At 71.6% G+C, this 24,016-nt stretch carries 22 protein-coding genes; 7 read left to right on the top strand and 15 right to left on the bottom strand.

Translation table 11 applies throughout. From position 1 onward, the window contains the following. Positions 1–30 precede the first annotated feature (30 nt). From OIE75_RS18300 to OIE75_RS18285, 4 genes are all read right to left on the bottom strand, one after another. The gene (locus OIE75_RS18300) at positions 31–936 is read right to left on the bottom strand and encodes an LLM class flavin-dependent oxidoreductase (RefSeq protein ID WP_329471492.1); all 906 of its coding nucleotides are present in this window, start codon (positions 934–936) and stop codon (positions 31–33) included. A gap of 71 nt (positions 937–1,007) precedes the next feature. Beyond that, a complete protein-coding gene (locus tag OIE75_RS18295; RefSeq protein WP_329471491.1) occupies positions 1,008–1,595 on the bottom strand; it encodes an RNA 2'-phosphotransferase in 588 nt (195 codons plus the stop codon). A gap of 110 nt (positions 1,596–1,705) precedes the next feature. Continuing rightward, complete coding sequence (locus OIE75_RS18290) at positions 1,706–3,460, bottom strand: SDR family oxidoreductase (protein ID WP_329471490.1); 1,755 nt, start codon at positions 3,458–3,460, stop codon at positions 1,706–1,708. Beyond that, entirely contained in the window at positions 3,457–4,299 is an 843-nt protein-coding gene (locus tag OIE75_RS18285) for a M24 family metallopeptidase (protein ID WP_329471489.1), read from the bottom strand. The genes OIE75_RS18290 and OIE75_RS18285 overlap by 4 nt, the downstream gene beginning before the upstream one ends. Before the next feature lie 248 nt (positions 4,300–4,547). Here OIE75_RS18285 and OIE75_RS18280 point away from each other — a divergent pair, with 248 nt between their 5' ends. The 5 genes from OIE75_RS18280 to OIE75_RS18260 all read left to right on the top strand — a co-directional run bounded on the left by OIE75_RS18280 (position 4,548) and on the right by OIE75_RS18260 (position 8,453). Beyond that, positions 4,548–5,510 carry an ABC transporter ATP-binding protein gene (locus OIE75_RS18280; RefSeq protein ID WP_307018013.1) on the top strand — a complete coding sequence of 321 codons (963 nt, stop codon included), beginning with the start codon at positions 4,548–4,550 and terminating at the stop codon, positions 5,508–5,510. After that, positions 5,500–6,408 carry an ABC transporter permease gene (locus OIE75_RS18275; RefSeq protein ID WP_125491852.1) on the top strand — a complete coding sequence of 303 codons (909 nt, stop codon included), beginning with the start codon at positions 5,500–5,502 and terminating at the stop codon, positions 6,406–6,408. The genes OIE75_RS18280 and OIE75_RS18275 overlap by 11 nt, the downstream gene beginning before the upstream one ends. Next, positions 6,405–7,316, top strand: a complete 912-nt coding sequence (locus OIE75_RS18270) for an ABC transporter ATP-binding protein (RefSeq protein WP_122616505.1) — start codon at positions 6,405–6,407, stop codon at positions 7,314–7,316. The genes OIE75_RS18275 and OIE75_RS18270 overlap by 4 nt, the downstream gene beginning before the upstream one ends. A gap of 11 nt (positions 7,317–7,327) precedes the next feature. After that, on the top strand, positions 7,328–8,047 hold the full coding sequence (locus OIE75_RS18265) for an ABC transporter permease subunit (protein WP_307013682.1): 720 nt from the start codon (positions 7,328–7,330) through the stop codon (positions 8,045–8,047). A 115-nt stretch (positions 8,048–8,162) separates the two neighbouring features. Further along, entirely contained in the window at positions 8,163–8,453 is a 291-nt protein-coding gene (locus OIE75_RS18260) for an SGM_3592 family protein (protein ID WP_329471488.1), read from the top strand. A 181-nt stretch (positions 8,454–8,634) separates the two neighbouring features. Here OIE75_RS18260 and OIE75_RS18255 read toward each other — a convergent pair whose 3' ends face one another. The 9 genes from OIE75_RS18255 to OIE75_RS18215 all read right to left on the bottom strand — a co-directional run bounded on the left by OIE75_RS18255 (position 8,635) and on the right by OIE75_RS18215 (position 18,778). After that, positions 8,635–9,477: an HAD family hydrolase gene (locus OIE75_RS18255; RefSeq protein WP_307013680.1), complete on the bottom strand. Its 843-nt coding sequence runs from the start codon at positions 9,475–9,477 to the stop codon at positions 8,635–8,637. Continuing rightward, positions 9,474–10,751, bottom strand: coding sequence for a serine--tRNA ligase (serS, locus tag OIE75_RS18250; RefSeq protein ID WP_125491856.1), 1,278 nt, complete (start codon positions 10,749–10,751; stop codon positions 9,474–9,476). Before serS ends, OIE75_RS18255 begins: the two co-directional genes overlap by 4 nt. A 532-nt stretch (positions 10,752–11,283) precedes the next feature. Beyond that, positions 11,284–12,216, bottom strand: a complete 933-nt coding sequence (gene pheA / locus OIE75_RS18245) for a prephenate dehydratase (protein ID WP_122616501.1) — start codon at positions 12,214–12,216, stop codon at positions 11,284–11,286. 94 nt (positions 12,217–12,310) lie between these two features. Continuing rightward, positions 12,311–13,594, bottom strand: coding sequence for an iron uptake transporter deferrochelatase/peroxidase subunit (gene efeB, locus OIE75_RS18240; protein ID WP_329471487.1), 1,284 nt, complete (start codon positions 13,592–13,594; stop codon positions 12,311–12,313). Positions 13,595–13,602: 8 nt separating this feature from the next. Beyond that, complete coding sequence (locus tag OIE75_RS18235) at positions 13,603–15,723, bottom strand: copper resistance CopC/CopD family protein (protein WP_329471486.1); 2,121 nt, start codon at positions 15,721–15,723, stop codon at positions 13,603–13,605. A gap of 24 nt (positions 15,724–15,747) precedes the next feature. Next, positions 15,748–16,248 (bottom strand): copper chaperone PCu(A)C, encoded by a 501-nt coding sequence (locus OIE75_RS18230; protein WP_329471485.1) that lies wholly within the window; start codon positions 16,246–16,248, stop codon positions 15,748–15,750. Then, entirely contained in the window at positions 16,245–16,895 is a 651-nt protein-coding gene (locus tag OIE75_RS18225) for an SCO family protein (RefSeq protein ID WP_307013675.1), read from the bottom strand. The genes OIE75_RS18230 and OIE75_RS18225 overlap by 4 nt, the downstream gene beginning before the upstream one ends. 124 nt (positions 16,896–17,019) lie before the next feature. Beyond that, positions 17,020–17,781, bottom strand: a complete 762-nt coding sequence (locus tag OIE75_RS18220) for a YcnI family copper-binding membrane protein (RefSeq protein WP_307018011.1) — start codon at positions 17,779–17,781, stop codon at positions 17,020–17,022. Between the two features lie 151 nt (positions 17,782–17,932). Beyond that, entirely contained in the window at positions 17,933–18,778 is an 846-nt protein-coding gene (locus OIE75_RS18215; RefSeq protein ID WP_307013674.1) for a hypothetical protein, read from the bottom strand. Between the two features lie 233 nt (positions 18,779–19,011). On the opposite strand from OIE75_RS18215, the gene OIE75_RS18210 reads away from it, so the two are divergent. Then, positions 19,012–19,476: an ATP-binding protein gene (locus OIE75_RS18210; protein ID WP_307013673.1), complete on the top strand. Its 465-nt coding sequence runs from the start codon at positions 19,012–19,014 to the stop codon at positions 19,474–19,476. A 68-nt stretch (positions 19,477–19,544) separates the two neighbouring features. On the opposite strand, the gene OIE75_RS18205 is transcribed toward OIE75_RS18210, so the two are convergent. Continuing rightward, the gene (locus tag OIE75_RS18205; protein ID WP_307013672.1) at positions 19,545–21,047 is read right to left on the bottom strand and encodes an aminopeptidase P family protein; all 1,503 of its coding nucleotides are present in this window, start codon (positions 21,045–21,047) and stop codon (positions 19,545–19,547) included. 132 nt (positions 21,048–21,179) lie between these two features. Further along, a complete protein-coding gene (locus OIE75_RS18200) occupies positions 21,180–22,616 on the bottom strand; it encodes a PP2C family protein-serine/threonine phosphatase (protein WP_307013671.1) in 1,437 nt (478 codons plus the stop codon). 684 nt (positions 22,617–23,300) lie between these two features. Between OIE75_RS18200 and OIE75_RS18195 the strand changes: the two genes are divergently transcribed. Further along, complete coding sequence (locus OIE75_RS18195) at positions 23,301–23,966, top strand: bifunctional DNA primase/polymerase (protein ID WP_307013670.1); 666 nt, start codon at positions 23,301–23,303, stop codon at positions 23,964–23,966. Positions 23,967–24,016: the final 50 nt, after the last annotated feature.

Raw genomic sequence — 24,016 nt, 5'->3', positions numbered from 1 at the left:
GGCGGTCCGCACATCTGTGAGCTATGGCTCTCAGTCCCTCAGCTGTGCCGGGGCCTCCATGGCGATCCGCTCGAAGATCTTCTCGTCGGCGGTGAAGTCCGAGTCGGCGATCGGCCAGTGGACGACCAGCTCGGTGAAGCCCAGATCGCGGTGGCGGCCGGCGAAGTCCACGAAGGCGTCGACGGACTCCAGCGGGCGGCTGCGGTCCGGAGTGAAGCCGGTGAGCAGGACCCGGTCCAGTTCGCCCACGTCGCGGCCGATCGCGGCGCAGGCGTCGGCCAGCTTGTCGCTCTGCTGCCGCAGGGCCCGGTCGGACTGCTCGGGAGTGCCGTTCTCGTAGAGCTTCGGGTCGCCGGTGGTCACCCAGGCCTGGCCGTACTGTGCCGCGAGCCGCAGCCCACGCGGACCGGTCGCGGCCACCGCGAACGGCAGCCGGGGCCGCTGCACACAACCGGGGATGTTGCGCGCCTCGTGGGCCGAGTAGAAGTCGCCCTCGTACGAGACGGCGTCCTCCGTCAGCAGCCGGTCGAGCAGGGGCAGGAACTCGCCGAACCGGTCGGCCCGCTCACGCGGCGTCCACGGCTCATGGCCGAGCGCGGTGGCGTCGAAGCCGGTGCCGCCTGCTCCTATGCCCAGGGTGATCCGGCCGCCGGAGATGTCGTCGAGGGAGATCAGTTCCTTGGCCAGCGTCACCGGGTGCCGGAAGTTCGGCGAGGTGACCAGGGTCCCCAGCCGCAGCCGTTCGGTGACCGCCGCGGCGGCGGTGAGCGTCGGCACGGCGCCGAACCACGGGCCGTCCCGGAAGCTCCGCCAGGACAGGTGGTCGTAGGTGTACGCGGTGTGGAAACCGAGCTGCTCGGCACGGGCCCAGGACGAACGTCCGCCTTCGTGCCAGCGGCGGTACGGAAGGATCACGGTGCTCAGACGCAGACTCATGCTCCCGAGCCTAAGCGGCCGGTCCTGTTTCACGTGAAACATCACCCGCTGTCACCACGCGCGACGCGGGGTCAGTGGCCGGAGGGGAAGCGCAGGTACTGCGGGGGAACGGTCCGCGTCAGCCAGACGCCGTTCGCGCTGACGTGGAAGACGTGGCCGTCGCGGTGCATGGCGGCGGTGTCCACCGAGAGGACGACCGGCCGGCCGCGGCGGGAACCGACCCGGGTGGCGGTCCGGCGGTCCGCCGAGAGGTGCACGTCGTGCCGGTTCATCGGCCGCAGTCCCTCGGCCCGGATCGCGTCCAGGTGACGGGCCACGGTCCCGTGGTAGAGGTGCGGCGGCGGGGTCGCCGCGGGCAGTCCGAGATCCACGTCGACGCTGTGCCCCTGGCTGGCGCGGATCCGGGTGCCCTCGACGGCGAAGCGCCTCTTGTCGTTCGTGGCCACCACGTGGTCGAGTTCTTCGCGGGTGAAGCGGAAGCCGTGCGCGGCCGCCGCGGCGATCAGCGTGTCGATCTCGGTCCAGCCGGCCTCGTCGAGGGTGAGCCCGATGCGCTCCGGCTCGTGGCGCAGATGCTTCGACAGGTACTTGGACACCTTGACGGTGCGTCTGTCGTCGGTGTGTTCGCTTCTGCGTTCGGGTCTGTGTTCGCGTTCCATGAAACCAGCCTGCCGAGAGAGACACGCTTCACGCGATCGATTTTGCCTCCGAGGTTTGATCCACAGCCAAGTCTGGTTATCCACAGGCTGGTTGGGCGTTCCTGTGGAAACTAGAGCGGTGGCTTCACCCGTGCGAGGCGCCGCAACACCCGTGGGGCGAAGCGGGACATGAGGTGTGCGCCGCGCGCCTCCGGCGTCACGGGGACGACGGCCCTGTTGTGCACGACGGCTTCCAGGACCGCGTCGGCCACCTTCTCCGGCGGGTAGTTGCGCATCCCGTACAACCGCGCACTGCGCTGCTGGCGCCGCCTCTCCTCGTCGGCGTCCACACCCGCGAAGCGCGCCGTCGAGGTGATGTTGGTGTTGACGAGGCCGGGGCAGATCGCCGTGACCCCGATCCCCTGCCCGGCCAGTTCGGCCCGCAGACACTCGCTCAGCATCAGCACGGCCGCCTTGGACGTGCTGTACGCGGGCAGGGCCCGGGAGGGCTGGAAGGCGGCCGCCGACGCGGTGTTGACGATGTGGCCGCCCTGCCCGCGTTCGGCCATCTGCCGGCCGAACAGGCGGCAGCCGTGGATCACGCCCCACAGGTTGACGTCGAGGACCCTCCGCCAGTCCTCCGCGGTGGTGTCGAAGAAGGAGCCCGACAGTCCGATCCCGGCGTTGTTCACCAGCACGTCCAGCACGCCGTACTCGGCGGCGACCTTGGCCGCCAGCTTCTCCATCGCCTGTTCGTCGGAGACGTCGACGGTCTCGGCCCAGGCGTCCGGCGCGCCGATCAGCCGGGACAGCTCCGCGGTGCGGGCGGCGGACTCGGCGTCCCGGTCGACGGCCACCACGCGCGCTCCGGCCTCGGCGAACGCGAACGCCGTCGCCCGCCCGATGCCGTTGCCCGCCCCGGTGACCAGCACCAGCTGTCCGCCGAACCGGTCGGCGTGCCTGCCCTTCGGCGCCGCCTCGGACCGTCCGTCCTCGGTGGAGGTGACGAACTCCGTGATCCAGTCCGCCAGCCGGTCCGGCCGGGTGCGCGGCACCCAGTGCTTGGCGGGCAGCGTGCGGCGGGTCAGCCGGGGCGCCCACTCCTCCAGCCCGTCGTAGAGCCGCTCCGACAGGAACGCGTCGCCGAGGGGCGTGATGAGCTGCACGGGCGCGTGCGCGTAGGCGTCGCGCGGGTGCCGCAGCCGGGGCCGGACATTGTCCCGGTACAGCCATGCCCCGTGCGCCGCGTCCGCCGGCAGGGACGCGGTCGGGTAGTCGCCACCGGGCACCTGCTCGACGCGCTCCAGGATGCGCGGCCAGCGCTTGCCGAGGGGGCCGCGCCAGGCCAGTTCGGGCAGCACGGGCGTGTGCAGCAGGTAGACGTACCAGGACTTGGCGCCCTGGCCGAGGAGCTGACCGACCCGGCGCGGGGTGGGGCGCCTGAGGCGCTTGTTGATCCAGTGCCCGAAGTGGTCGAGGGACGGCCCGGACATCGAGGTGAAGGAGGCGATGCGCCCCTCGGTGCGTCCGACCGTGACGAACTCCCAGGACTGCACCGAGCCCCAGTCGTGGCCCACCAGGTGCACGGGCCGGTCCGGGCTGACCGCGTCCGCCACCGCCATGAAGTCGTCCGTCAGCTTCTCCAGGGTGAACCCGCCGCGCAGCGGGCTCGGCGCCGAGGACCGGCCGTGACCCCGGACGTCGTAGAGCACCACGTGAAAACGGTCGGCGAGGCGGCCGGCGACCTCGGACCAGACCTCCTTGCTGTCCGGATAGCCGTGCACCAGGACGACCGTGGGCTGCCGCGAATCGCCCAGCTCGGCCACGCACAGCTCGACCCCGCCCGTGCGCACCCAGCGCTCCCGCGCTCCGTCCAGCACCGTCATTTCGCCTCCGCCCAGCGCCGCACGTGCGGCAGATCGTCGTCCAGCCAGAAGGCGCTCTCCGCGGGATCCGTGGAGTCGGTGACGACCAGGACCTCCTCGAACTTCGCGCCGGTACCCCGGAAACCGAGGTGGGGTTCGACCGCCCACAGCCCCGGGCGGGGCGGGTGGTCGGAGAAGCGGTAGGGCGACCACAGCGGGGACCAGCCCTCGCGGTGGCCGTGCAGCGCGTCTCCCGCCAGCCCCTTGAGCGACTGCGTGCCGAAGCCGAACAGGCGTGGCGACAGCCGCCGTTCGCGCACCCGGTCCACCTTGTGGGCGATGACGCCGAAGGGATAGGCGCGATGCCGGTTGGCATAGCCCTGACGGACCATGAGCCGGTCCACGTCCTCGTAGATCTCCCGCAGCGAACGGCGCTCGCGCACCTCGCGCAGGATCAGCTCGCGGTGTGCCGCCAGGTCGGCCGCCAGCCGGTGCTGGACCGGGTTGGGGCCGAGTGATCCGGAGTAGCCGATGTCGGCGGTGAAGCCCCGGTGCACCGGGGCCATGTCCAGGATGAAGGGCATCCCCGGCTCCAGTCGGCGGCCGGTGGGGAAGAACTGGAGCGGAACGCGGAAGTCCGTGAACGCCGTGCGGTCGCCGAACCAGGCGAAGGGCAGGTGGAACCAGTCCCGCACGCCCCGCTCCCGCAGCCACTCGCGCTGCATCCGGGCCGCCTCGCGCTCGGTCACCCCCGGCGTCAGCCGGGCCGCCACCGCCTCGGCGCACTCGTAGGCGAGACGCTGCACCTCCCGGAATCCCCGCAGCTCCGCACGGGGTTCCGCTGCCACTGCCGTCGCCATGCCACCCCGTTCCAGCCGTCCGGACGCGGTCCGCGCCGACGGTGCTACTCGCTCGTAACGTGACGCCGCCGAATCTCCCAGTTGTTAGACCCAACGTCAATAGGGTGGCCGTGCGGCCCTCCACCCCCGCTCCGTGGCTCTCAAGTACGGCATCCCCTACGGGCCCGTACTACTCGAGTCTGACTCCAAGACGGCTCTGCGGTCTGACGACCTCAGTGGCGCTCGTCACTACAGTCTTGGATGTGACTGTGATCGCGACCGAAAGCCTGAGCAAGCGGTTCCCCCGGGTGACCGCGCTCGACCGGCTCTCCGTGGATGTCGGACCCGGTGTGACCGGACTCGTCGGTGCCAACGGCGCCGGCAAGTCCACTCTGATCAAGATCCTTCTGGGTCTGTCTCCCGCCACCGAGGGCCGGGCCGAAGTGCTCGGACTCGATGTCGCCACCAAGGGCGCTGCCATCCGCGAGCGGGTCGGCTACATGCCGGAACACGACTGCCTGCCGCCCGACGTCTCGGCCACCGAGTTCGTCGTCCACATGGCGCGCATGTCCGGCCTGCCCCCCACCGCCGCGCGCGAGCGTACGGCCGACACCCTGCGCCACGTCGGCCTCTACGAGGAGCGCTACCGGCCCATAGGCGGCTACTCGACGGGCATGAAGCAGCGCGTGAAGCTCGCCCAGGCCCTGGTGCACGACCCCCAGCTGGTCTTCCTCGACGAGCCGACCAACGGCCTCGACCCGGTCGGCCGTGACGAGATGCTCGGCCTCATCCGCCGCATCCACACCGACTTCGGCATCTCCGTCCTGGTCACCTCACACCTGCTGGGCGAGTTGGAACGCACCTGCGACCACGTCGTCGTCGTGGACGGCGGCAAGCTGCTGCGCTCCAGCTCCACCACGGACTTCACGCAGAACACGACGACCCTCGCCATCGAGGTCACCGACACCGACGAACACCCCGACGGCACCCGCGCGGTGCGCGACGCGCTCGACGCGCGCGGAGTGACCGTCCAGGACGGCAGCGGCCTGCCCGGCGCCGGCCACGTGCTGCTGCTCACCGCCTCCGGCGAGGAGACCTACGACCTGGTCCGGGACGTCATCGCCGACCTCGGCCTCGGCCTGGTCCGGATGGAACAGCGCCGGCACCACATCTCGGAGGTCTTCAAGGACAGCGACGAAGCACGGAAGGAGGCGGTCGGCCATGGCAGCTGAACAGCCCACAGCCACGGTCCCGGGTGACCAGACCCGTATCCACAACATCGGCTACCGCAACTACGACGGCCCCCGCCTCGGCCGCGCCTACGCCCGCCGCTCGCTGTACTCGCAGTCCCTGCGCGGCGCCTACGGCCTCGGCCGTTCGGCCAAGTCCAAGGTGCTGCCGATGCTGTTGTTCGTGGTGATGTGCCTGCCCGCGGCCATCATGGTCGCCGTCGCCGTCGCGACCAAGGCGAACGACCTGCCCGTGGACTACACGCGCTACGCGATCGTCCTCCAGGCCGTCATCAGCCTGTACGTCGCCTCGCAGGCCCCCCAGTCCGTCTCGCGCGACCTGCGCTTCAAGACCGTGCCGCTGTACTTCTCCCGGCCGATCGAGACCTCCGACTACGTCCGCGCGAAGTACGCGGCGCTGTCCTCGGCCCTGTTCATCCTCACCGCCGCGCCCCTGCTGGTGCTCTACGTGGGCGCGCTGCTCGCCAAACTCGACTTCGCGGACCAGACCAAGGGGTTCGCACAGGGACTCGTCTCCGTGGCACTGCTCTCGCTGCTCTTCGCCGGTCTCGGTCTGGTCGTCGCCTCGGTCACCCCGCGCCGCGGCTTCGGCATCGCGGCCGTCATCGCCGTCCTGACCATCACCTACGGCGCGGTCTCCACGCTCCAGGCGATCGCCGACGTCCAGGGCAGCTCCGGGGCCGTCTCCTGGATCGGCCTGTTCTCGCCCATCACCCTCATCGACGGGGTGCAGTCCGCCTTCCTCGGCGCCACCTCGGCCTTCCCGGGCGGGGTCGGCCCGAGCAACGGCGAGGGCCTGGTCTTCGTCCTCGTCACCCTGGGCCTGATCGCCGGCACCTACGGCCTGCTGATGCGCCGCTACAAGAAGGTGGGACTGTGAGCACCCTCAGCATCGACCACGTCTCCCGCTGGTTCGGCAACGTGGTCGCCGTCAACGACATCACCATGACGATCGGCCCCGGCGTCACCGGCCTCCTCGGCCCCAACGGCGCGGGAAAGTCCACCCTCATCAACATGATGGGCGGCTTCCTCGCCCCCTCCACCGGCAGCGTCACCCTCGACGGCAGGCCGGTCTGGCGCAACGAGGCCATCTACAAGCACATCGGCATCGTCCCCGAGCGGGAGGCGATGTACGACTTCCTCACCGGCCGCGAGTTCGTCCTGGCCAACGCCGAACTGCACGGCCTGGGCGCCAAGGCGGCCCAGGAGGCGCTCTCCACCGTAGAGATGGAGTACGCGCAGGACCGCAAGATCGCCACGTACTCCAAGGGCATGCGGCAGCGCGTGAAAATGGCCTCCGCCCTCGTTCACCAGCCGTCCCTGCTCCTGCTCGACGAGCCGTTCAACGGTATGGACCCGCGCCAGCGCATGCAGCTTATGGACCTGCTGCGGCGCATGGGCGACGAGGGCCGCACCGTGCTGTTCTCCTCGCACATCCTCGAAGAGGTCGAACAGCTCGCCTGGCACATCGAGGTGATCGTCGCCGGACGCCACGCGGCCAGCGGCGACTTCCGCAAGATCCGCCGCCTGATGACCGACCGGCCGCACCGCTACCTGGTGCGCTCCAGCGACGACCGCGCTCTCGCGGCCGCGCTGATCGCCGACCCGTCCACGTCCGGCATCGAGGTCGACCTAGCCGAGGGCGCGCTCCGCGTCCAGGCCGTCGACTTCGGACGGTTCACGGCCCTGCTGCCCAAGGTCGCCCGCGACCACGGCATCCGACTGCTCACGGTCTCGCCGTCCGACGAGTCCCTCGAGTCCGTCTTCTCGTACCTCGTCGCGGCGTAGGAGGCCGAAGAATGTACGACCCCACAGTCGCCCGGCTCACCTACCGAGCCCTGCTCGGCCGCCGCCGGGCCCTCATCCTCGGCGTGCTGCCCCTGCTGCTGCTCGTCATCGCCGTCGCGGTGCGCGCGCTCGCCGGAGTCGACGACCAGACCGCGGCGGACGTGCTGGGCGGCTTCGCCCTGGCCACGATGGTGCCGATCATCGGCGTCATCGCCGGCACCGGTGCGATCGGTCCGGAGATCGACGACGGCTCGGTGGTGTACCTGCTGTCCAAGCCGATCAAACGGCCGACGATCATCTTCACCAAGCTGATCGTCGCCATAGCGGTGACGATGGTCTTCTCCGCCGTACCCACGTTCCTCGCCGGCCTGATCCTGAACGGCAACGGCCAGCAGATCGCCGTCGCCTACACGATCGCCGCGCTGGTCGCCTCCATCGCCTACGCCGCGCTCTTCCTGCTGCTGGGCACGGTGTCCCGGCACGCGGTGGTCTTCGGGCTCGTCTACGCCCTCGTGTGGGAGGCCCTGTTCGGCTCCCTGGTGCCGGGCGCCCGCACGCTGAGCGTCCAGCAGTGGTCCCTGGCGGTGGCCCAGAAGGTCGCCGACGGAAACCTGGTGACCTCCGACGTCGGCCTGCCGACCGCGACGGTGCTGCTGGTGGGCGTGACCGTCCTCGCCACCTGGTACGCGGGCCAGAAGCTGAGGTCGCTGACGCTCGCCGGAGAGGAGTGAGCGGGCCCCGCGCCGACGGGGCCTCGCCCTGACGGGCCCTTCACCCCGGCCCGGGCACACTGGGCCGGGAAGAGAACGGGGAACACACCGGGGACGCGGGGCTGGGAGGACCGGGATGGCGGGCCAGACACCTCAGCAGGACAGCCACGGACGGCCGCGGGACGGCGGCGAGGAAGCCACCAGGGGCGGCGCGGGACACGGCGCCGGTGACGACGGCTGGGACGGCCTCGTCCTGGACGAGGAGTTCGTGCGCGAGGCCGGCACGGCCGAGCCCTCGGCCCGCGCCAGGATGCTCGCCGCCCGCTGGCGCCGCGAGAAGCCGGAGCCGCAGCCGTGGCGCTCCGACGAGCCGCCCGCCGGTTGGTTCTTCAGCAAGGGCAGACGCCGCAGGTGGCGCCGGAGCTGACGCGGCGTATGTCCGCCTTTATTCAGTGGCGCCCGGCTTTCCGCGGCGGCATTGTGGTGGATGCACGAGGCCGGACGGCGCCGGCGCATCGGGCGGCCGCTTCGAGCACGCGGGATGCCCGCGTGGGCCGACCGACGGGGACGTCGGCGCCGTCCGGCTCGTGGGCTCCGTGCCGCGGGGGTCAGCCCGACAGGCGCTCCAGGACCACCGCGATGCCATCCTCGTCGTTCGAGGACGTGACCTCGTCGGCCACCGCCTTCAGCTCCTCGTGGGCGTTGGCCATCGCCACGCCGCGGGCGGCCCAGCCGAACATCGGGACGTCGTTGGGCATGTCGCCGAAGGCGATCGTGTCGGCCGCCTTCAACCCGAGCCGACGGGCCGCGAGCGACAGCCCGGTCGCCTTGGACAGGCCGAGGGGGAGCAGTTCGACGATGCCCGCGCCGGCCATGGTGACCGTGACGAAGCCGCCCGCGGTGCGCCGGGCCGCCTCGGCCAGTTCGTCGTCCGACAGGGTCGGATGCTGGATGTAGATCTTGTTCAGCGGCGCCGACCACAGGTCCGAGGCGTCGGTGAAAGGCACTGCCGGGAGATCGCCGCCGACCTCGTACCCCGGGCCGACCAGGACGTCGCCGTCCAGTCCGTCGCGGCTCGCCGCCAGGTACAGCGGACCGGTCTCCGCCTCGATCTTGGCCAGCGCCACCCCGGCCAGCTGGCGGTCCAGCGTGACCGAGGTCAGCAGCCGGTGCTCCCCGGCGTGGTAGACCTGCGCGCCCTGGCCGCAGACGGCCAGACCGTCGTAGCCGAGGTCGTCGAGTATGTGCCGGGTCCACGGGACCGCGCGGCCGGTCACCACGATGTGGGCGGCGCCCGCCGAGGTGGCGGCGGCGAGCGCGTCCCGGGTGCGCGACGAGATCGTGTCGTCGCCGCGCAGCAGCGTGCCGTCGAGATCGGTCGCGATCAGCCGGTACGGGAACGGCCCGGCTCCACCGGCGTCGGCGGCCGTGGCGGAGGCGGTGTCGCTCACTTGGTCACCGGCTCCAGGACCTCCCGGCCACCCAGGTACGGACGGAGCACCTCGGGCACGCGCACCGAGCCGTCCGCTTGCTGGTGGTTCTCCAGGATCGCCACGATCGTGCGCGGGACGGCGCACAGCGTGCCGTTGAGCGTGGCGAGCGGGCGCACCTTCCTGTCCTCGCGGACCCGGATCGACAGCCGGCGGGACTGGAACTCGGTGCAGTCCGAGGTCGAGGTCAGCTCGCGGTACTTGCCCTGGGTCGGGATCCACGCCTCGCAGTCGTACTTGCGCGCCGCCGAGGAGCCCAGGTCGGCCGAGGCCACGTCGATGACGCGGAACGGCAGCTCCAGCGACGTCAGCCACTGCTTCTCCCACTCCAGCAGGCGCTGGTGCTCGGCCTGCGAGTCCTCGGGGAGGACGTAGGAGAACATCTCGACCTTGTCGAACTGGTGCACGCGGAAGATGCCCCGGGTGTCCTTGCCGTGCGAGCCCGCCTCGCGGCGGAAGCAGGGCGAGAAGCCGGCGTAGCGCAGCGGCAGGCGGTCGGCGTCGAGGATCTCGTCCATGTGGTACGCGGCGAGGGGGACCTCGGAGGTGCCGACCAGGTACAGGTCGTCCTTGTCGAGGTGGTAGACGTCCTGGGCGGCCTGGCCGAGGAAGCCGGTGCCGGCCATCGACTGGGGGCGGACCAGCGCCGGTGTCAGCATCGGGGTGAAGCCCGCGGCCGTGGCCTGGGCGATCGCCGCGTTGACCAGGGCGAGCTCCAGGAGCGCGCCGACGCCGGTCAGGAAGTAGAAGCGCGAGCCGGAGACCTTGGCGCCGCGTTCGACGTCGATGGCGCCGAGCAGCTGGCCCAGCTCCAGGTGGTCGCGGGGCTCGAAGCCCTCGGCGGCGAAGTCGCGGTGCGTGCCGTGGGTCTCCAGCGTGACGAAGTCCTCCTCGCCGCCGACGGGTACGTCGGGGTGGACGAGGTTGCCGAGCCGCTGGAGCAGCTGCTGGGTCTCGGCGTCGGCCGCGTCGCGCTCGGCGTCGGCGGTCTTGACGTCGGTCTTCAGCTGTTCGGCGCGCTTCAGCAGCTCCGCCTTCTCGTCCCCGGAGGCCTTGCCGATGAGCTTGCCGAGGCCCTTCTGCTCGGCGCGCAGCTCGTCGAAGCGCACGCCGGACGACCTGCGTCGCTCGTCGGCGGACAGGAGGGAGTCGACGAGCGCGACGTCCTCTCCACGGGCGCGCTGAGAGGCGCGCACACGGTCGGGGTCCTCACGGAGCAGGCGAAGGTCAATCACGCGGTCAAGGCTACCGGTGTGCGGTGACGGGTCTCGACCCACTATTGCCGAACGCGCGTCTCACGATCCTTGCGACCAGTCAACGAAATGCTGCGGCATCCCTGGAACGAGGCACCTCGGGGACGACGGGTTGACCGGATTTCCTTGTGGGGAACGGGACTTGAGGCGGAACTGTCCACAGGGATCCACAGCCCGAAAAAGTTATCCACAGGCTGTGCGAAAGATCTGTGGACTCAGGGAAGTGATCATTCCCAATTTCTGGAGGCGGCCGGTCCAAACCCTCCATGCCTGCACTTTCGAGTGGAAACGGGGCACCCGGTGTCACTCCGGAGGATGGGGTGCAAGAAACAGGTGGACGAAGGGTGGCTTGGGCCTCTGTGGACGAATCGGGGGGCTGTAGGGGGATATGTCGACTGAATGCCGTTACGTTGTCGACTTGTCCCCAGGTCGAGAAGCAGACCTGTGGATAACTCCTGTGGATAACGAAGATCAGCAGGTAGGACCGGTCGGACGCGGCCGTCGGAACCGGCCGTCAGAACCGGCCGTCCTGGCAGCGCGCCACCCAGTCCGCGGCCGCGACGAACGCCTCGTCCGAGGTGCCCGGTAGCAGTGCGTCCACGTCCGCGACCCCGACCTCCGCGCGCGGGTACGAGCCCAGGTAGCGCACCTGGAGGCAGGTTCGCTTCAGGCCCATGAGCGCGTCGGCGACCCGGCGGTCGGAAATGTGCCCCTCCGCGTCGATGCAGAAGCAGTAGTTGCCGATGCCCGCGCCGGTGGGCCGGGACTGGAGCAGCATCAGGTTGATGCCCCGGGTGGCGAACTCGCCCAGCAGATCACGCAGGCCACCGGGGTGGTCGTCCCGCTGCCAGAGCACCACGGATGTCTTGTCCGCGCCGGTCGGGGCCGCGGGCCGGGCCGGACGGCCCACCAGCACGAAGCGCGTCTGTGCGTTCTCCGCGTCGTGGATGTCGGCCTCCAGCACCTCAAGACCGTAACGGGCCGCGGCGAACTCGCCGGCGAAGGCGGCGTCGTACCGCCCCTCCTGGACCAGTCGGGCGCCGTCCGCGTTCGACGCGGCGGACTCCCAGGCGACGTCCGGGAGGTGTGCCTTGAGCCAGTTGCGGACCTGGGGCTGGGCGGCCGGGTGGGCGGTGACCGTCTTGACGTCCGACAGCTTGGTGCCGGGCCGGACCAGCAGCGCGAAGGTGATGGACAGCAGCACCTCGCGGTAGATCATCAGCGGCTGGCCGGCGACCAGCTCGTCGAGGGTGGTGGTGATGCCGCCCTCGACGGAGTTCTCGATCGGCACGAAAGCGGCCTCGGCCTCGCCCGTGCGCACCGCGTCGAGCGCGGACTGGACCGAAACGTACGGGACCAGCTCCCGGGTCGCCGTCTCCGGAAGTGTGCGCAGGGCGACTTCGGTGAAGGTGCCTTCAGGGCCGAGATACGCGTAACTGGCTGGCATGACCTCACCCTAATGGGCCCGGGGAGACGCGGCTCACGTGTCTCATGCCGGCCCCTCGCGCGGGTGAGACCCGGTTGCTCCCGGGCCCGCCGGGTCACCCCTCCAGCAGCCGCTGGCCCACGTACTCGCCCTCCGCGGCCCCGCCCGGCACCGCGAACAGGCCGCTCGCCTCGTGCCGGATGAACTGCGACAGGGCGTCGCCCCGGTCCAGCTTGCGCTGCACGGGCACGAAGCCGCGCAGGGGGTCGGCCTGCCAGCAGATGAAGAGCAGGCCCGCGTCCGGGACACCGTCGGCGTCGAAGCCGTCGTGGTACGAGAAGGGGCGGCGGACCATGGCCGCGCCGCCGTTCTGGTCGGGCCGGGTGATGCGGGCGTGGGCGTTGATCGGGACGACGAGGTTCCCCGCCTTGTCCGTCTTCTCCAGGTCCATCTCGCTCGTCTCACCGCCCCCGGACAGCGGCGCCCCGTCCGACTTGCGGCGGCCGATGACGTCCTCCTGACCCTTGAGCGAGAGCTTCTCCCAGTCGTCGAGGAGCATGCGGATCCGGCGTACGACGGCGTAGGAGCCGTTCGCCATCCAGGCCCGGTCGTTCTTCCCCGGCTGTTCGGGGACGAAGATCCGCCGGTCGAAGTCGGCCTCGGACGGCTTCGGATTGCGGGTGCCGTCGACCTGTCCCATGAGGTTGCGGGCCGTCATCGGGCGGGCGGTGGCGCCCGGTGACCGGTTGAAGCCGTTCATCTGCCAGCGGACGCGGGCGGCGGCTCCGGCGTCCCGCTGGATGGCGCGCAGGGCGTGGAAGGCGACCAGGGCGTCGTCCGCTCCGATCTGCACCCACAGGTCGCCGTTGCTGCGGTTCTTGTCGAGGTGGTCGGAGGAGAAGTCGGGGAGCGGGTCGAGGGCGACCGGGCGTTGTCCGTCCAGGCCGGTGCGGCCGAAGAAGCTGTACCCGAAGCCGAAGGTGACGGTCAGCGAGGAGGGCCCCGAGTCCCGGGCGACGTCCGTGTCACGGGTTCCGGTCGGTTCGCCCGCCATCAGTCGGCGTGCTGTGTCGGACCAGCGGCGCAGGAGCGCGGCGGCCTCCTTGCGTCCGGCGCCGGCCGCCAGGTCGAAGGCGACGAGATGGCCGCAGGCCTGCATGGGGTCGGTGATGCCGGGCTGATGTTTCCCGTGAAACATCGCTCGCCCGCTGCCCAGCGAGGTGAGCGGGGCGGCCGCCGTGGAGGGGGCGGCGGCGTAGCCGGTGGCGCCGCCGGCCGCGCCGAGTACGAGCCCCGTGGCACCGGCGGTGCCGAGCAGCCGCCGACGCGAGATGCCCTCGCGGTCGGCGGTCTCCGCGGTCTCGGCGTTCGGGGCGTGAGGAGTGGACTGGTCAGACATGGTGCGGTTCAGCCGATCTGCGCGTTCTTGGAGACGGTCACCTGGTCGATGTCGGAGGTCCGCACGGTCACCGAGACTTCCCAGTCGCCGCCGATCGGGATCTGCACTCCGTTCGCCGACCAGTGGCCGGTGGTGATGTGGTCCGGGGCGACGGGCAGCGGCCCGATGTCCTTGGCCTCCTGGGTCAGAGCGACCTTCACCTCGGGGAGGTCGAAGGCGGTCCCGTCCGGGCGCTCGACGTAGAGGTGCATCTCGTTGGCGCCGACCCGGGCGGGGTCGAGCTCGACCCGTACGACGCCCTTGCCGTTCTGGGAGCCGGTGTCGAAGGGCATGTCCAGGGTCACCGCTCCGGTGGACGGTGCGGGCGTGGTGGCGGAGGAGGCGCCGGTGGCCTTGGCCTCCTGCTCCGTCCGGCCCGGCTCGGTCTGGGTCAGCACGGTGGTGACGGCCAGCAGGACGACGGCGACGCCCGCCTCGGCGAGCACGGAGCGGCGCAGTCCGAAACGGTTCGGGTCGGCGTCCCGCTGCCGCTTCTGCCGGGCGGCGTCCACGGCGGCGCGCTGCCGGGCGAGCTGAGCGGCACGCTGGGAGCCGCCGGAGCCGTTCGCGGACCCGGAACCCTTACCGCCTCCGGACCCCTTGCCACCCGCCTTGGCACCCGTACCGGCCCCCTTGGCACCGGCACCGGCCCCCTTGGCACCCCCGGAGCCCTCCGAGCCACCGGTCGCCTTGCCGGAGGCCGTCGCCTTGCCGGAGCCGGCCGTCTTCTCGGAACCCTTCGCCTTCTCGTTCCCGCGGCCGGACGACACACCCACCCGCTCCTTCTCCGCCTTCTCCCCCTTCCGGCCTTTCTCGCGCTTCTCCCCCTGCTCCCGCTGCCGGACCACGCCCGGGCTCGCGGTCCCCGCCAGCTGCGCCGTCCACCGGCGCGAGAGGTAGGCGATGCCGACCAGTACCGCGACGAGTCCGAGCTTGACGAGGAGCAGCTGTCCGTACCGCGTCTCGGTGAAGGCCGTCCAGGAGCCCAGCTGGCGCCAGGACTGGTAGGTACCGGTCACCACCAGCGCGACCACGCTGCCGAAGGCGACGCGCGAGAACCGGCGTACGGCGACGGCCGGGACCGGGGTGTCCGCGGGGCCGCGGTACAGCGCGACGAGGAGGGCGGTGAGTCCGCCGAACCAGGTGGCCACGGCGAGCAGGTGGACGATGTCGGCCGGCATGGCGAGGCCCGCCTGGAGGCCTACGGAGGCGTGCTCGGACATCGCCCAGGTCGCCGCGAGACCCGACGCGACGACGGCCCCGCCGACCGCGAGCCCGAAGGTGAGGTCCCTCTTCTCCTCGTCCTCCCGCTTGTCGTAGGCGCCGAAGAGTACGGCGACGAACAGAGCGGCGGCCGCGAGCAGCAGCAGCCGGGAGACCAGCGCCGCGCCGGTCTTGGTCTGCAGCACCTCGCCGAGCAGGTTCAGGTCGACGATGTCACCGGCCTTCCCGGAACCGGTGTAGGAGCCGCGCAGCAGCAGGAGCATGAGGGTGGCCGCGGTCAGCGCGAGCCACCCGGAGACGACGACCCGCTGGACGACGCGGAGCCCGGAGCCGCGCGGCCAGCAGGCCAGCACGAACGCGGCGCCGCCCACCAGCACGGCGAACCCGGCGTACGACACGTACCGGCCGAAGCCGTAGAGGGCGCCGACGAACCCGCCGCCCGCCTCCTGGGCGGAGGCGGAGACCGAGGTGTCGGACGGGGCTCCGACGGAGAAGGTGTAGGCGCCGGCGACGGGGTGGCTGTCGGCGGAGACCACCTGGTAGGTCACCGTGTAGGTGCCGTCGGGCAGCCCGGTGTGCAGCTTCACGGAGTACGTCGTGCCGCCCGTGCCGGACGGGCTGCCGTCGTCGACGCGCTTGCCCTTGGGGTCCAGGACGCGCAGCGAGTCGTCGTCCACGGAGACCGACTCGGAGAAGGTGAGCGACACCTGGGCCGGAGCCCGGTCGACCACCGCCCCCTGCTGGGGGTCGCTGCCGGTCAGGGCGGCGTGCGCGGAGGCCGGTCCGGCGCCGGCGAGCAGCGCGCAGGCCGCGGCCAGGAGCAGCAGCACCAGGGTCCGGAAGCGTGGGGCGATGGTCTGCGTCAAGGTGGTCCCTCCCTCGGTGTCCGGTCAGTTTCCGGTGTGTGCGGAGTGCTCGTTGGTGGGCTGGTAGGTGGCCGCCTTGACGGGCACCTTGACCGTGACGGGGTCGGACTGGGCGAAGTGCAGTTCGACGGTGACCGACTGGCCCTGCTTCGGCTGCTGCTTCAGCTTCTCGAACATCAGGTGGTTTCCGCCGCTCTTGAACACGAGTTGACCGTGTGCGGGGATCTTGAGGCGGTCCACCTCCTTCATCGTCCCGTCGACGGTCTCGTGCACGGTGACGTCGCCGGCCCCGCTGGTGACCGAGGTCAGTTCGTCGTCCGAGTCGCCCTCGTTGGTGATGGTGAGGAACCCGGCGGCCATCGAGGCGGAGACCGGCTGCGGTATGTAGGCGGCGCCGACCGAGAGTTCGGCCCCGGAGGCACCAGAGGCCGCGGCGCCGGAGTCCGCGTCGCCGCAGCCCGCGAGGGCCAGCGTGCCGATCACCGCGAGGGCGGCGAGGGCGGGGCGGGTGCCGCGGCCGCTCACGGGTTCTCTCCCTTGACGAGCTTGGGGAGGTCCTTGGTGTAGTCGTCGACCGTGGCGTCCTCGCCGTAGAGGACGTAGCCCGCGTCGGACTTCGGGGAGAAGGCGACGACCTGGGTGCCGTGGGTCGAGACGATCTTGCCGTTCTTGTCCTTGGTCGGCGGGTCGATCGAGATGCCGAGAGTGCGGGCGCCGGCCTGGATGGTGTCGAAGTCGCCGGTCAGGCCGACGATCTGCGGGTCGATGCCCTTGAGCCACTCGCCCAGCGCGGCCGGGGTGTCCCGTTCCGGGTCGGTGCTGACGAACACGACCCGGAGCTTGTCCTGCTCGGCCTGCGACAGCTGCTTCTTGGCCACGGCGATGTTGTTCATGGTCAGGGGGCAGACGTCGGGGCAGTGCGTGTAGCCGAAGTAGACCAGCGTGGGCCGTCCGGCGGTCTGCTCGCGGAAGTCGTACTTCTTGCCCTGGGTGTCGGTGAGGACGAGATCGGGCTTCTCGAAGGGTTTGTCGAGGACGGTGGCGGCCTGCTGGGCGGTGTCCTCGGAGACCACGGTGACCGGCTTGTCACTGTCGGCGCCGCTGCCGCAGGCGGACAGCGTCAGGGAGGCGGCGGCGAGCAGGGCCGCCGCGGCGAACGTCTTCTTGCGCATAGAAAAATGTCCCAGATGTGAGGTGCACCGGTGCGCGCCGAGGGCCGTCGGACCGACGGAACGGCGCGCACCGGACGTGAGGATGCGCCGACGGGGTGGCGTCGACGCACCGGCGCGGGCGTCGTTACGCCGACGCGCCGGAGTCGCGCCGGCGGCCCGCCAGCACGCCGTAGCCGACGCCCGCCGCGCCGACGACGATGCCGACGACGCCCAGGACCCGGGCGGTGGTGTCGCTGCCGTCACCGGAGCCGCCGTCCGCGGAGGCCTCGGCGGCGGTGTCCTTGGCGGCCGCTTCGGCGTCGTCCCCGGCCTTGTCGTCCGACGAGTCCGCCGCGCCGTGGGCGTCGTCCTCGGCGGCGGCCAGCTCCAGCACGGGCGCCGGGTTCTCGGGCTCCTCCTGGCCCTCCTGCGGCACCTCGATCCAGCGCACGACCTCCTTGTTGGAGTACGTCTGGATGGCCTTGAACACCAGCTCGTCGGCGTCCTCGGGCAGCGCGCCGATGGAGAGCGGGAACTTCTGGAAGTAACCGGGCTTGACGCCTTCACCGTCGGCGGTCCAGGTGACCTTGCTGACGACTTCGGTGAGCTGCTTGCCGTGCGACTCCAGCGGCTTGTCCAGCTTGGACTTGGTGACCTTCGCTTCCCAGCCGGGGACCGGCTGCGGCATGACGGACGCCAGCGGGTGTTCGGCGGGGAAGTTGATCTCCAGCTTGGTGGTGGAGGCGTTGTCCCGTTCGTTGGGGACCTTGAAGTTGACGGTCGCGTAGCCGCCCTTGGCGGCCGTTCCCTCCGGCTGCACGCTGACGTGCGCGAAGGCGGGGGCGGACAGGGCGAGGACGGCGATGCCGGAGACGGCGCAGGCGGCGGCGATACGGGAAGTCTTCAAAGCCTTCATGGACGGAGCACTCCGCTTCGAATGGGCACCGGTGTCTGCACCGGTGACGGGTGAGGAGAGGGATGCGCGCACGCGCGCGTGCCGCACGACGACGGCCCCCTCCGTACTCCCTGGGCGGAAGCGGGGTGGTGGACGTGTCGTGTCAGGCGGCGAGGGCGAACACGTCGCTCGGCGGGCCGCGCCTGATCACCGTGTGCTGGAGTGCGGTGGTACGGGGCCGCGGCGGCGCCAGCAGGGCGGGACGCGGCGGGCGCGGGCCCGTACCGGGGGCGCCGGCGAGCCCGGCGTGCAGGGCGCGCACCAGGGAGAGCGCCGCGCGCAGGGCGCGTACGAACGCTCCCTCTGCCACCGAGTGCGCCGAGTGCGCCGACAGTTCGACGAGCCGGGCCAATGCCAGGTCCCCGCGGCGCAGCAGCCAGCCGGCGGCCAGGGCCGCGAGGACGTGGCCGAGCAGCATCGGCAGGGACGGCAGCAGTGCGGCGGGGTCGCCGGCGCCGGCCAGCGCGTCGGCGGGATGGTGCGTGGCGACGGCGGAGGCGTCCGGTGCGACCCGGGCGTCGTCGAGGATCCGCTGGGCCTGGGCCGGGCTGATCGCCGCGGCCGTGGTCCCGCAGACCAGCCGTGCCGCCTGCTGGACCAGAGAGGCGTCGGACAGTCCGCCCGTCGCTCCGGCCCCGGCGGCCGTACCGGATGCGGTGACCGCGCTGGTGCCGTGCTGGCCCAGTCCGAACAGGACGTGCAGCGCGGTCTGTCCGACGGTGAGCAGCGCCACGATGCCGGGCAGCGAGCGCAGCCGGCCGGCGAGGGGCGCCGCGACCACGACCGCCCCGAGGAATCCGGCCCCCAGCGACCACAGCGGAACCGTGGCGCAGGAGGCGAGGGTGTGCCCCGCCGCGGCCAGCACGACGCAGACCGCGGCGAACACCGCGGCCCGCAGGACCCGGAGATCGTTCCCGGAGCGCGCCGTTGGCGGGTGGGGGGCAGTCATGGCGGGCTCATCATCGCACTGACGCCCCTCGCGCCGTACGGCAGGTCCACAAGATGCGGTACGCCCCGAAGTGAACCGGAAGATCACTCTCTGGTGGGAGCCGTGCCGCATACACCGGCGCACGACGGGGCCACATCCGCCAGATGAGCGGTGTCACGGCCCGGGCGTGCTTACACCGGGGTGTGAGGGGCAATACGTAACGGTATGTCGAGCCGCGGCCGGGAGGCTGGAGCATGAGCATCTGGTGGTCACTCCATTTGCGGCGCGAGGCTGCGAGCGTGCCCCTGGCCCGCCGCCTGCTGATCGGCACCATGGAGAGCGCGGGCGTCGACCCCGACATCTCCTTCGATCTCTCCGTCGCCCTGAGCGAGGCCTGCGCCAACGCCGTCGAGCACGGCGGGGACGACGGCGCGGGCGGCCCCACGGAGGCCTACCGGGTCACGGCCTACCTGGACGGCGAGCGCTGCCACATCGAGGTCTCCGACACCGGCCCCGGATTCCCCGCCGCCGCGCCGGGCCGGCCGGGGGGTGTGGGCCGCCCGGTCTCCGCGGACGCCGAGAGCGGTCGCGGCCTGTGTCTCATCCGGGAACTGGCGGACCACGTCCAGTTCGGCAACGAGCCGGGGCGTAACGGCGCCGTGGTGAGCTTCGACAAGATCCTCAAGTGGCGGGAGGACGCGCCGCTGGTGGCGGTCTGACCCGACGGCACGACGAGGCGTACGACGACGGCCGGGCACCGCGAAGGTGCCCGGCCGTCGTTCGTGCGTCAGCCCTTCAGCGCCGCCATCCACTCCTCGACCTCGTCCGACCGGCGCGGCAGCCCGGCGGACAGGTTCCGGTTGCCGTCCACGGTGACGAGGATGTCGTCCTCGATGCGGACGCCGATGCCCCGGTACTCCTCGGGCACGGTCAGGTCGTCGGCCTGGAAGTACAGACCCGGCTCGACGGTGAGCACCATGCCGGGCTCCAGGGTGCCGTCGACGTAGGACTCCACCCGCGCGGCGGCGCAGTCGTGCACGTCCATGCCGAGCATGTGACCGGTGCCGTGCAGCGTCCAGCGGCGCTGCAGGCCCAGCTCCAGCACCCGCTCGACCGGTCCCTCGACCAGGCCCCACTCGACCAGCCGCTCGGCCAGCACGCGCTGGGACGCGTCGTGGAAGTCGCGGTACTTGGCGCCCGGCTTCACGGCCGCGATCCCGGCCTCCTGGGCGTCGTACACCGCGTCGTAGATCTTCTTCTGCAGCTCGCTGTAGCGGCCGTTGATCGGCAGCGTGCGCGTGACGTCCGCCGTGTAGTACGTGTGCGTCTCCACGCCGGCGTCGAGCAGCAGCAGGTCGCCGGAGCGGACCGGGCCGTCGTTGCGGACCCAGTGCAGGGTGCAGGCGTGCGGGCCGGCGGCGCAGATGGAGCCGTAGCCGACGTCGTTGCCCTCCACGCGCGCGCGGAGGAAGAAGGTGCCCTCGATGTAGCGCTCGCTGGTCGCCTCCGCCTTGTCGAGGACCTTCACGACGTCCTCGAAGCCGCGCACGGTGGAGTCGACGGCCTTCTGCAGCTCGCCGATCTCGAACTCGTCCTTGACGAGGCGGGCCTCGGAGAGGAAGACGCGCAGTTCCTCGTCGCGCTCCGCGGTGACCTTGTCGGTGAGGGCGGCCTCGATGCCGGCGTCGTGGCCGCGCACGACGCGCACCGGGCCGGTGGCCTCGCGCAGGCTGTCCGGCAGCTCGCGGACGTCGGAGGCGGGGATGCCGTACAGCTTCCCGGCCTCGGTGAGGGAGTGGCGGCGGCCGACCCACAGCTCGCCCTGGCCGCTGAGCCAGAACTCGCCGTTCTCACGGTCGGAGCGGGGCAGGAGGTAGATCGTGGCGGTGTGGCCGTCGCCCCTGGGCTCCAGGACCAGGACGCCGTCCTCCGTCTGGTTCCCGGTCAGGTACGCGTACTCGACCGAGGCGCGGAAGGCGTACTCCGTGTCGTTCGACCGGGTCTTCAGGTTGCCCGCGGGGATCACCAGGCGCTCACCCGGGAAGCGGGCGGACAGCGCGGCGCGGCGGGTGGCGGTCTCGGCGGCCTGGGCGATGGGCTCCAGGTCGTACAGCTCCGTGTCGGCCCAGCCGGACTTCATGTTCTCGGCCAGCTCGTCGGACACGCCCGGGTACAGGCCGTTCTTGCGCTGCTTGACCGGCTCGTCGCCGTCCGCGTCAGCGGCGTCCTCAAGCACGGCCTCCGGGGTCTCCGGGATCTCCGGGTTCTCCTGGGTGAGCTCCTCCGCCACGGTCATCCTCCTCGATACGGCACTGGACCACCCCCATCGTACGGTCGTACGGAAGGGGGCCCAGGGGCGAAGGGCCTGTTACGGGGGGTCGCTACCGTCCGTTATCCGTGGTCTCCGAGGCGTAGGCGTCCGTTATTCGAACCGTACGGCCAGCAGGACGACGTCCTCCTCGGAGTCCGCGTCGGCCTTCCCGTCCGGCAGCACGGTGCGCAGGACGTGGTCGGCGACCGCGTCCGGGTCGTGGCGCGCGGCCCTCGGTACACCGGCGGCGGCCGCGTGCAGCCGGGCGAAGGCGCGGTCGGCCCGGTCCCCCGTGCGGTGCAGCAGCCCGTCCGTGTACAGCAGAACCGTCTCTCCCGCTTCGGCCTGCAGCTCCACGCTGGGCGCCTCCCAGCAGGCGAGCATGCCGAGCGGCGCCGAGACGGAGGTCTCGACGAACTCCGTGCGCCGTTCCCCGATCAGCAGCGGAGGGCTGTGCCCGGCGCCGGCCAGGGTGATCCGGCGCAGCGCGGGCTCGCAGTAGCCGAACAGCGCGGTGGCCGAACGGGCGGGCTCGGTCAGGCGCAGCAGCAGTTCCAGGTCGGACAGGACGGCGACCGGGTCCTCGCCCTCCATCACGGCGTACGCCCGCAGCGAGGCGCGCATCCGCCCCATCGCGGCGACCGCGCTGGGCCCGGCCCCGGTGACGGAGCCGACGGAGAGGCCGAGCGCGGCGTCCGGCAGCGGCAGCGCGTCGTACCAGTCGCCGCCGCCGAGCGGGCCGGTGCGGTGCCGGGCGGCGAGCTGGACGCCGGGCACCCGCGGCAGGCGGGAGGGCAGCAGCTCCTCGGCCATCGTCGCCATGCACGCGCGCGTGCGCTCGACCTCCAGGAGGCGGGTCAGGTGGGGCGCGGCGTACCGGACGTAGAGGCCGGCCAGGTGGCGCTGGTGCTCGTCCGGTTCGGCGGGTTCGTCGTAGAGCCACGCGGCGGCGCCGAGGCGTCCGGTGCCCTCGGCGGAGAGCGGGAGCGCGTAGCTGGCGGCGTAGCCGAGACGGGCGGCGACCTCCCGGTGGCGCGGGTCGAGGCCCTTCTCGGCCAGCAGGTCGGGCTCGGCGAACCCGTCCTCGTCGACCGGCAGCCCGTCCAGGATCCGCCCGTAGGACAGGGAGGTCCGGGGCACGGTCTCGATGTGGCCGAGGTCGGCACGGGCCAGCCCGAGGCCGATGGTGGTGTCCGGGCCGAGTCCGTCGGCCGGCTCCAGGGTGACGAGACCGCGCCGGGCGCCCACCAGGGCGGCACCGGCACGCAGCAACTCCTGGAGGCCGTCCGAGAGGGTGTCCGTACGGACCAGGCGTTCGGTCAGTTCGTGCAGGGTCGTGAGGTCCGAGACCCAGCCGGCCAGCCGGTCCTGGAGGAGGAGGCCCGGGGCGGAGCCTTTGCCGGGGGCGTCGTCGTCGGCGGCAGCGGCGGCAGCGGCGTCCGAGGTGTTCGGAGGGGCGGCCGGGGCAGCGGCGGGCGCGACAGTGTGTGCGGGGGACGGGACCGCTGAATCGATTCCGGCCACTTTCGGAGGGTGCGGGGCGTTCATGGTGTCCGGCCTTCCGACCGGCGCTTACTGCTCAAAAGCATCGCAAACCCCCATGTCATTCTGCGCCGCTAGCAGTGTCTCCACATGTACACGCACTCGTAAGGGGATGTCCAGCATTGTCCTGCCGGGATTCCTGGTGTCCGTGGGGTGCGAGCGGCCTCCTTCCGGAACTCTTGCGAAAAAGCTAGATTGGCTTGAAACTGCCCCAGAGGACGGCTTGTTGCGGTCGACTGGGGGTGCTTCACGGAGCGTCACAGCGGTCGTGATGGGTACGTACTCGGAGAAGGCCGGGGGTGGTTGGGGGCCACCCGGAACCTGGCGACGGACCCGGGCGTCCTATCCACCGACGACCGTGCCCCATCCTCCCGTGGCGGAGGCGGAGAGAAATACGCGGAACGGCAAACGCCAGACTTCGCCACCCCCGCGCCACGCCCATGCTTTTGCCAGACGCAGTGTGGACGGAACCGTCACGGACGCAGTCAGTGCTCGACCCACAGGGGTTTCCCCTGCCCTTGGCAGTGGTGTTCCCCGGCAGGGTGTCGCTCGGGGGAGCGCGCCCTGGTGTGGGGGTCGTCCCGCGGCACGGATGTGATGCGCCAACCAAGCTACGCACAGCGAATGCTCGACACATGGTGTGAGTGACCACGGTGTTGCCAGGCGTGCAACGGAAAGGAACGAGCGCTCATGCGCGAGATCCTCGGAAGGCGACGCAGGCTCTTGTCCCGGCACGACGACGGGCGGCCTGAGCTGATCGGCGCGGCCCTGACCTACGCGACGCAATGGCAGTGGCCCGTCCTCCCGGGCGTGGCGGCGGACCCGCAGGCGCGGACCCGCTGCGGCTGCCCCGATCCCGAGTGCACGGTGCCGGGCGCGCATCCCTTCGACCCCGGTCTCCTCGCGGCCACCACCGACGCGCGCATGGTGCGCTGGTGGTGGAGCAACCGGCCTTCCGCGCCGATCGTCCTGGCCACCGGCGGCGGCGCCCCGTGCGCGGTCTCGCTGCCCGCCCTGCCGGCCGCCCATGCTCTCGCCGCCCTCGACCGCGCCGGCCTGCGGGTCGGCCCGGTCGTCGCCTCGCCCGCCCGCTGGTCGCTGCTGGTGCGGCCCTACTCCATGGAGCAGCTGGGCGAGCTCCTCTACGCCAAGGACTTCGTCCCCGGATCCCTGCGTTTCCACGGCGACGGCGGCTATCTCGCGCTGCCGCCGTCCGAGACCGGAGGCGGCGCCGTCCGCTGGGAGCGGGCACCGCTGCCCGGCTCCGCCTCGCCCTGGGTGCCCGACGTGGAGGCCGTGGTGGACGCGGCCGTCGACGCCCTCACTCGTACGGGTGTGAGCGCGCCCGAGTTGTAGGGGTCTCCGGCGCGCACGGAGGGTCTGTCCGTCCTTCGTCGTTATCGTCC

The organism is Streptomyces sp. NBC_01723 (genome assembly GCF_036246005.1).
Lineage (GTDB): Bacteria > Actinomycetota > Actinomycetes > Streptomycetales > Streptomycetaceae > Streptomyces.
The sequence above is the reverse complement of the archived record's forward strand: the minus strand, read 5'-3'. Positions and strand labels throughout refer to the sequence as shown.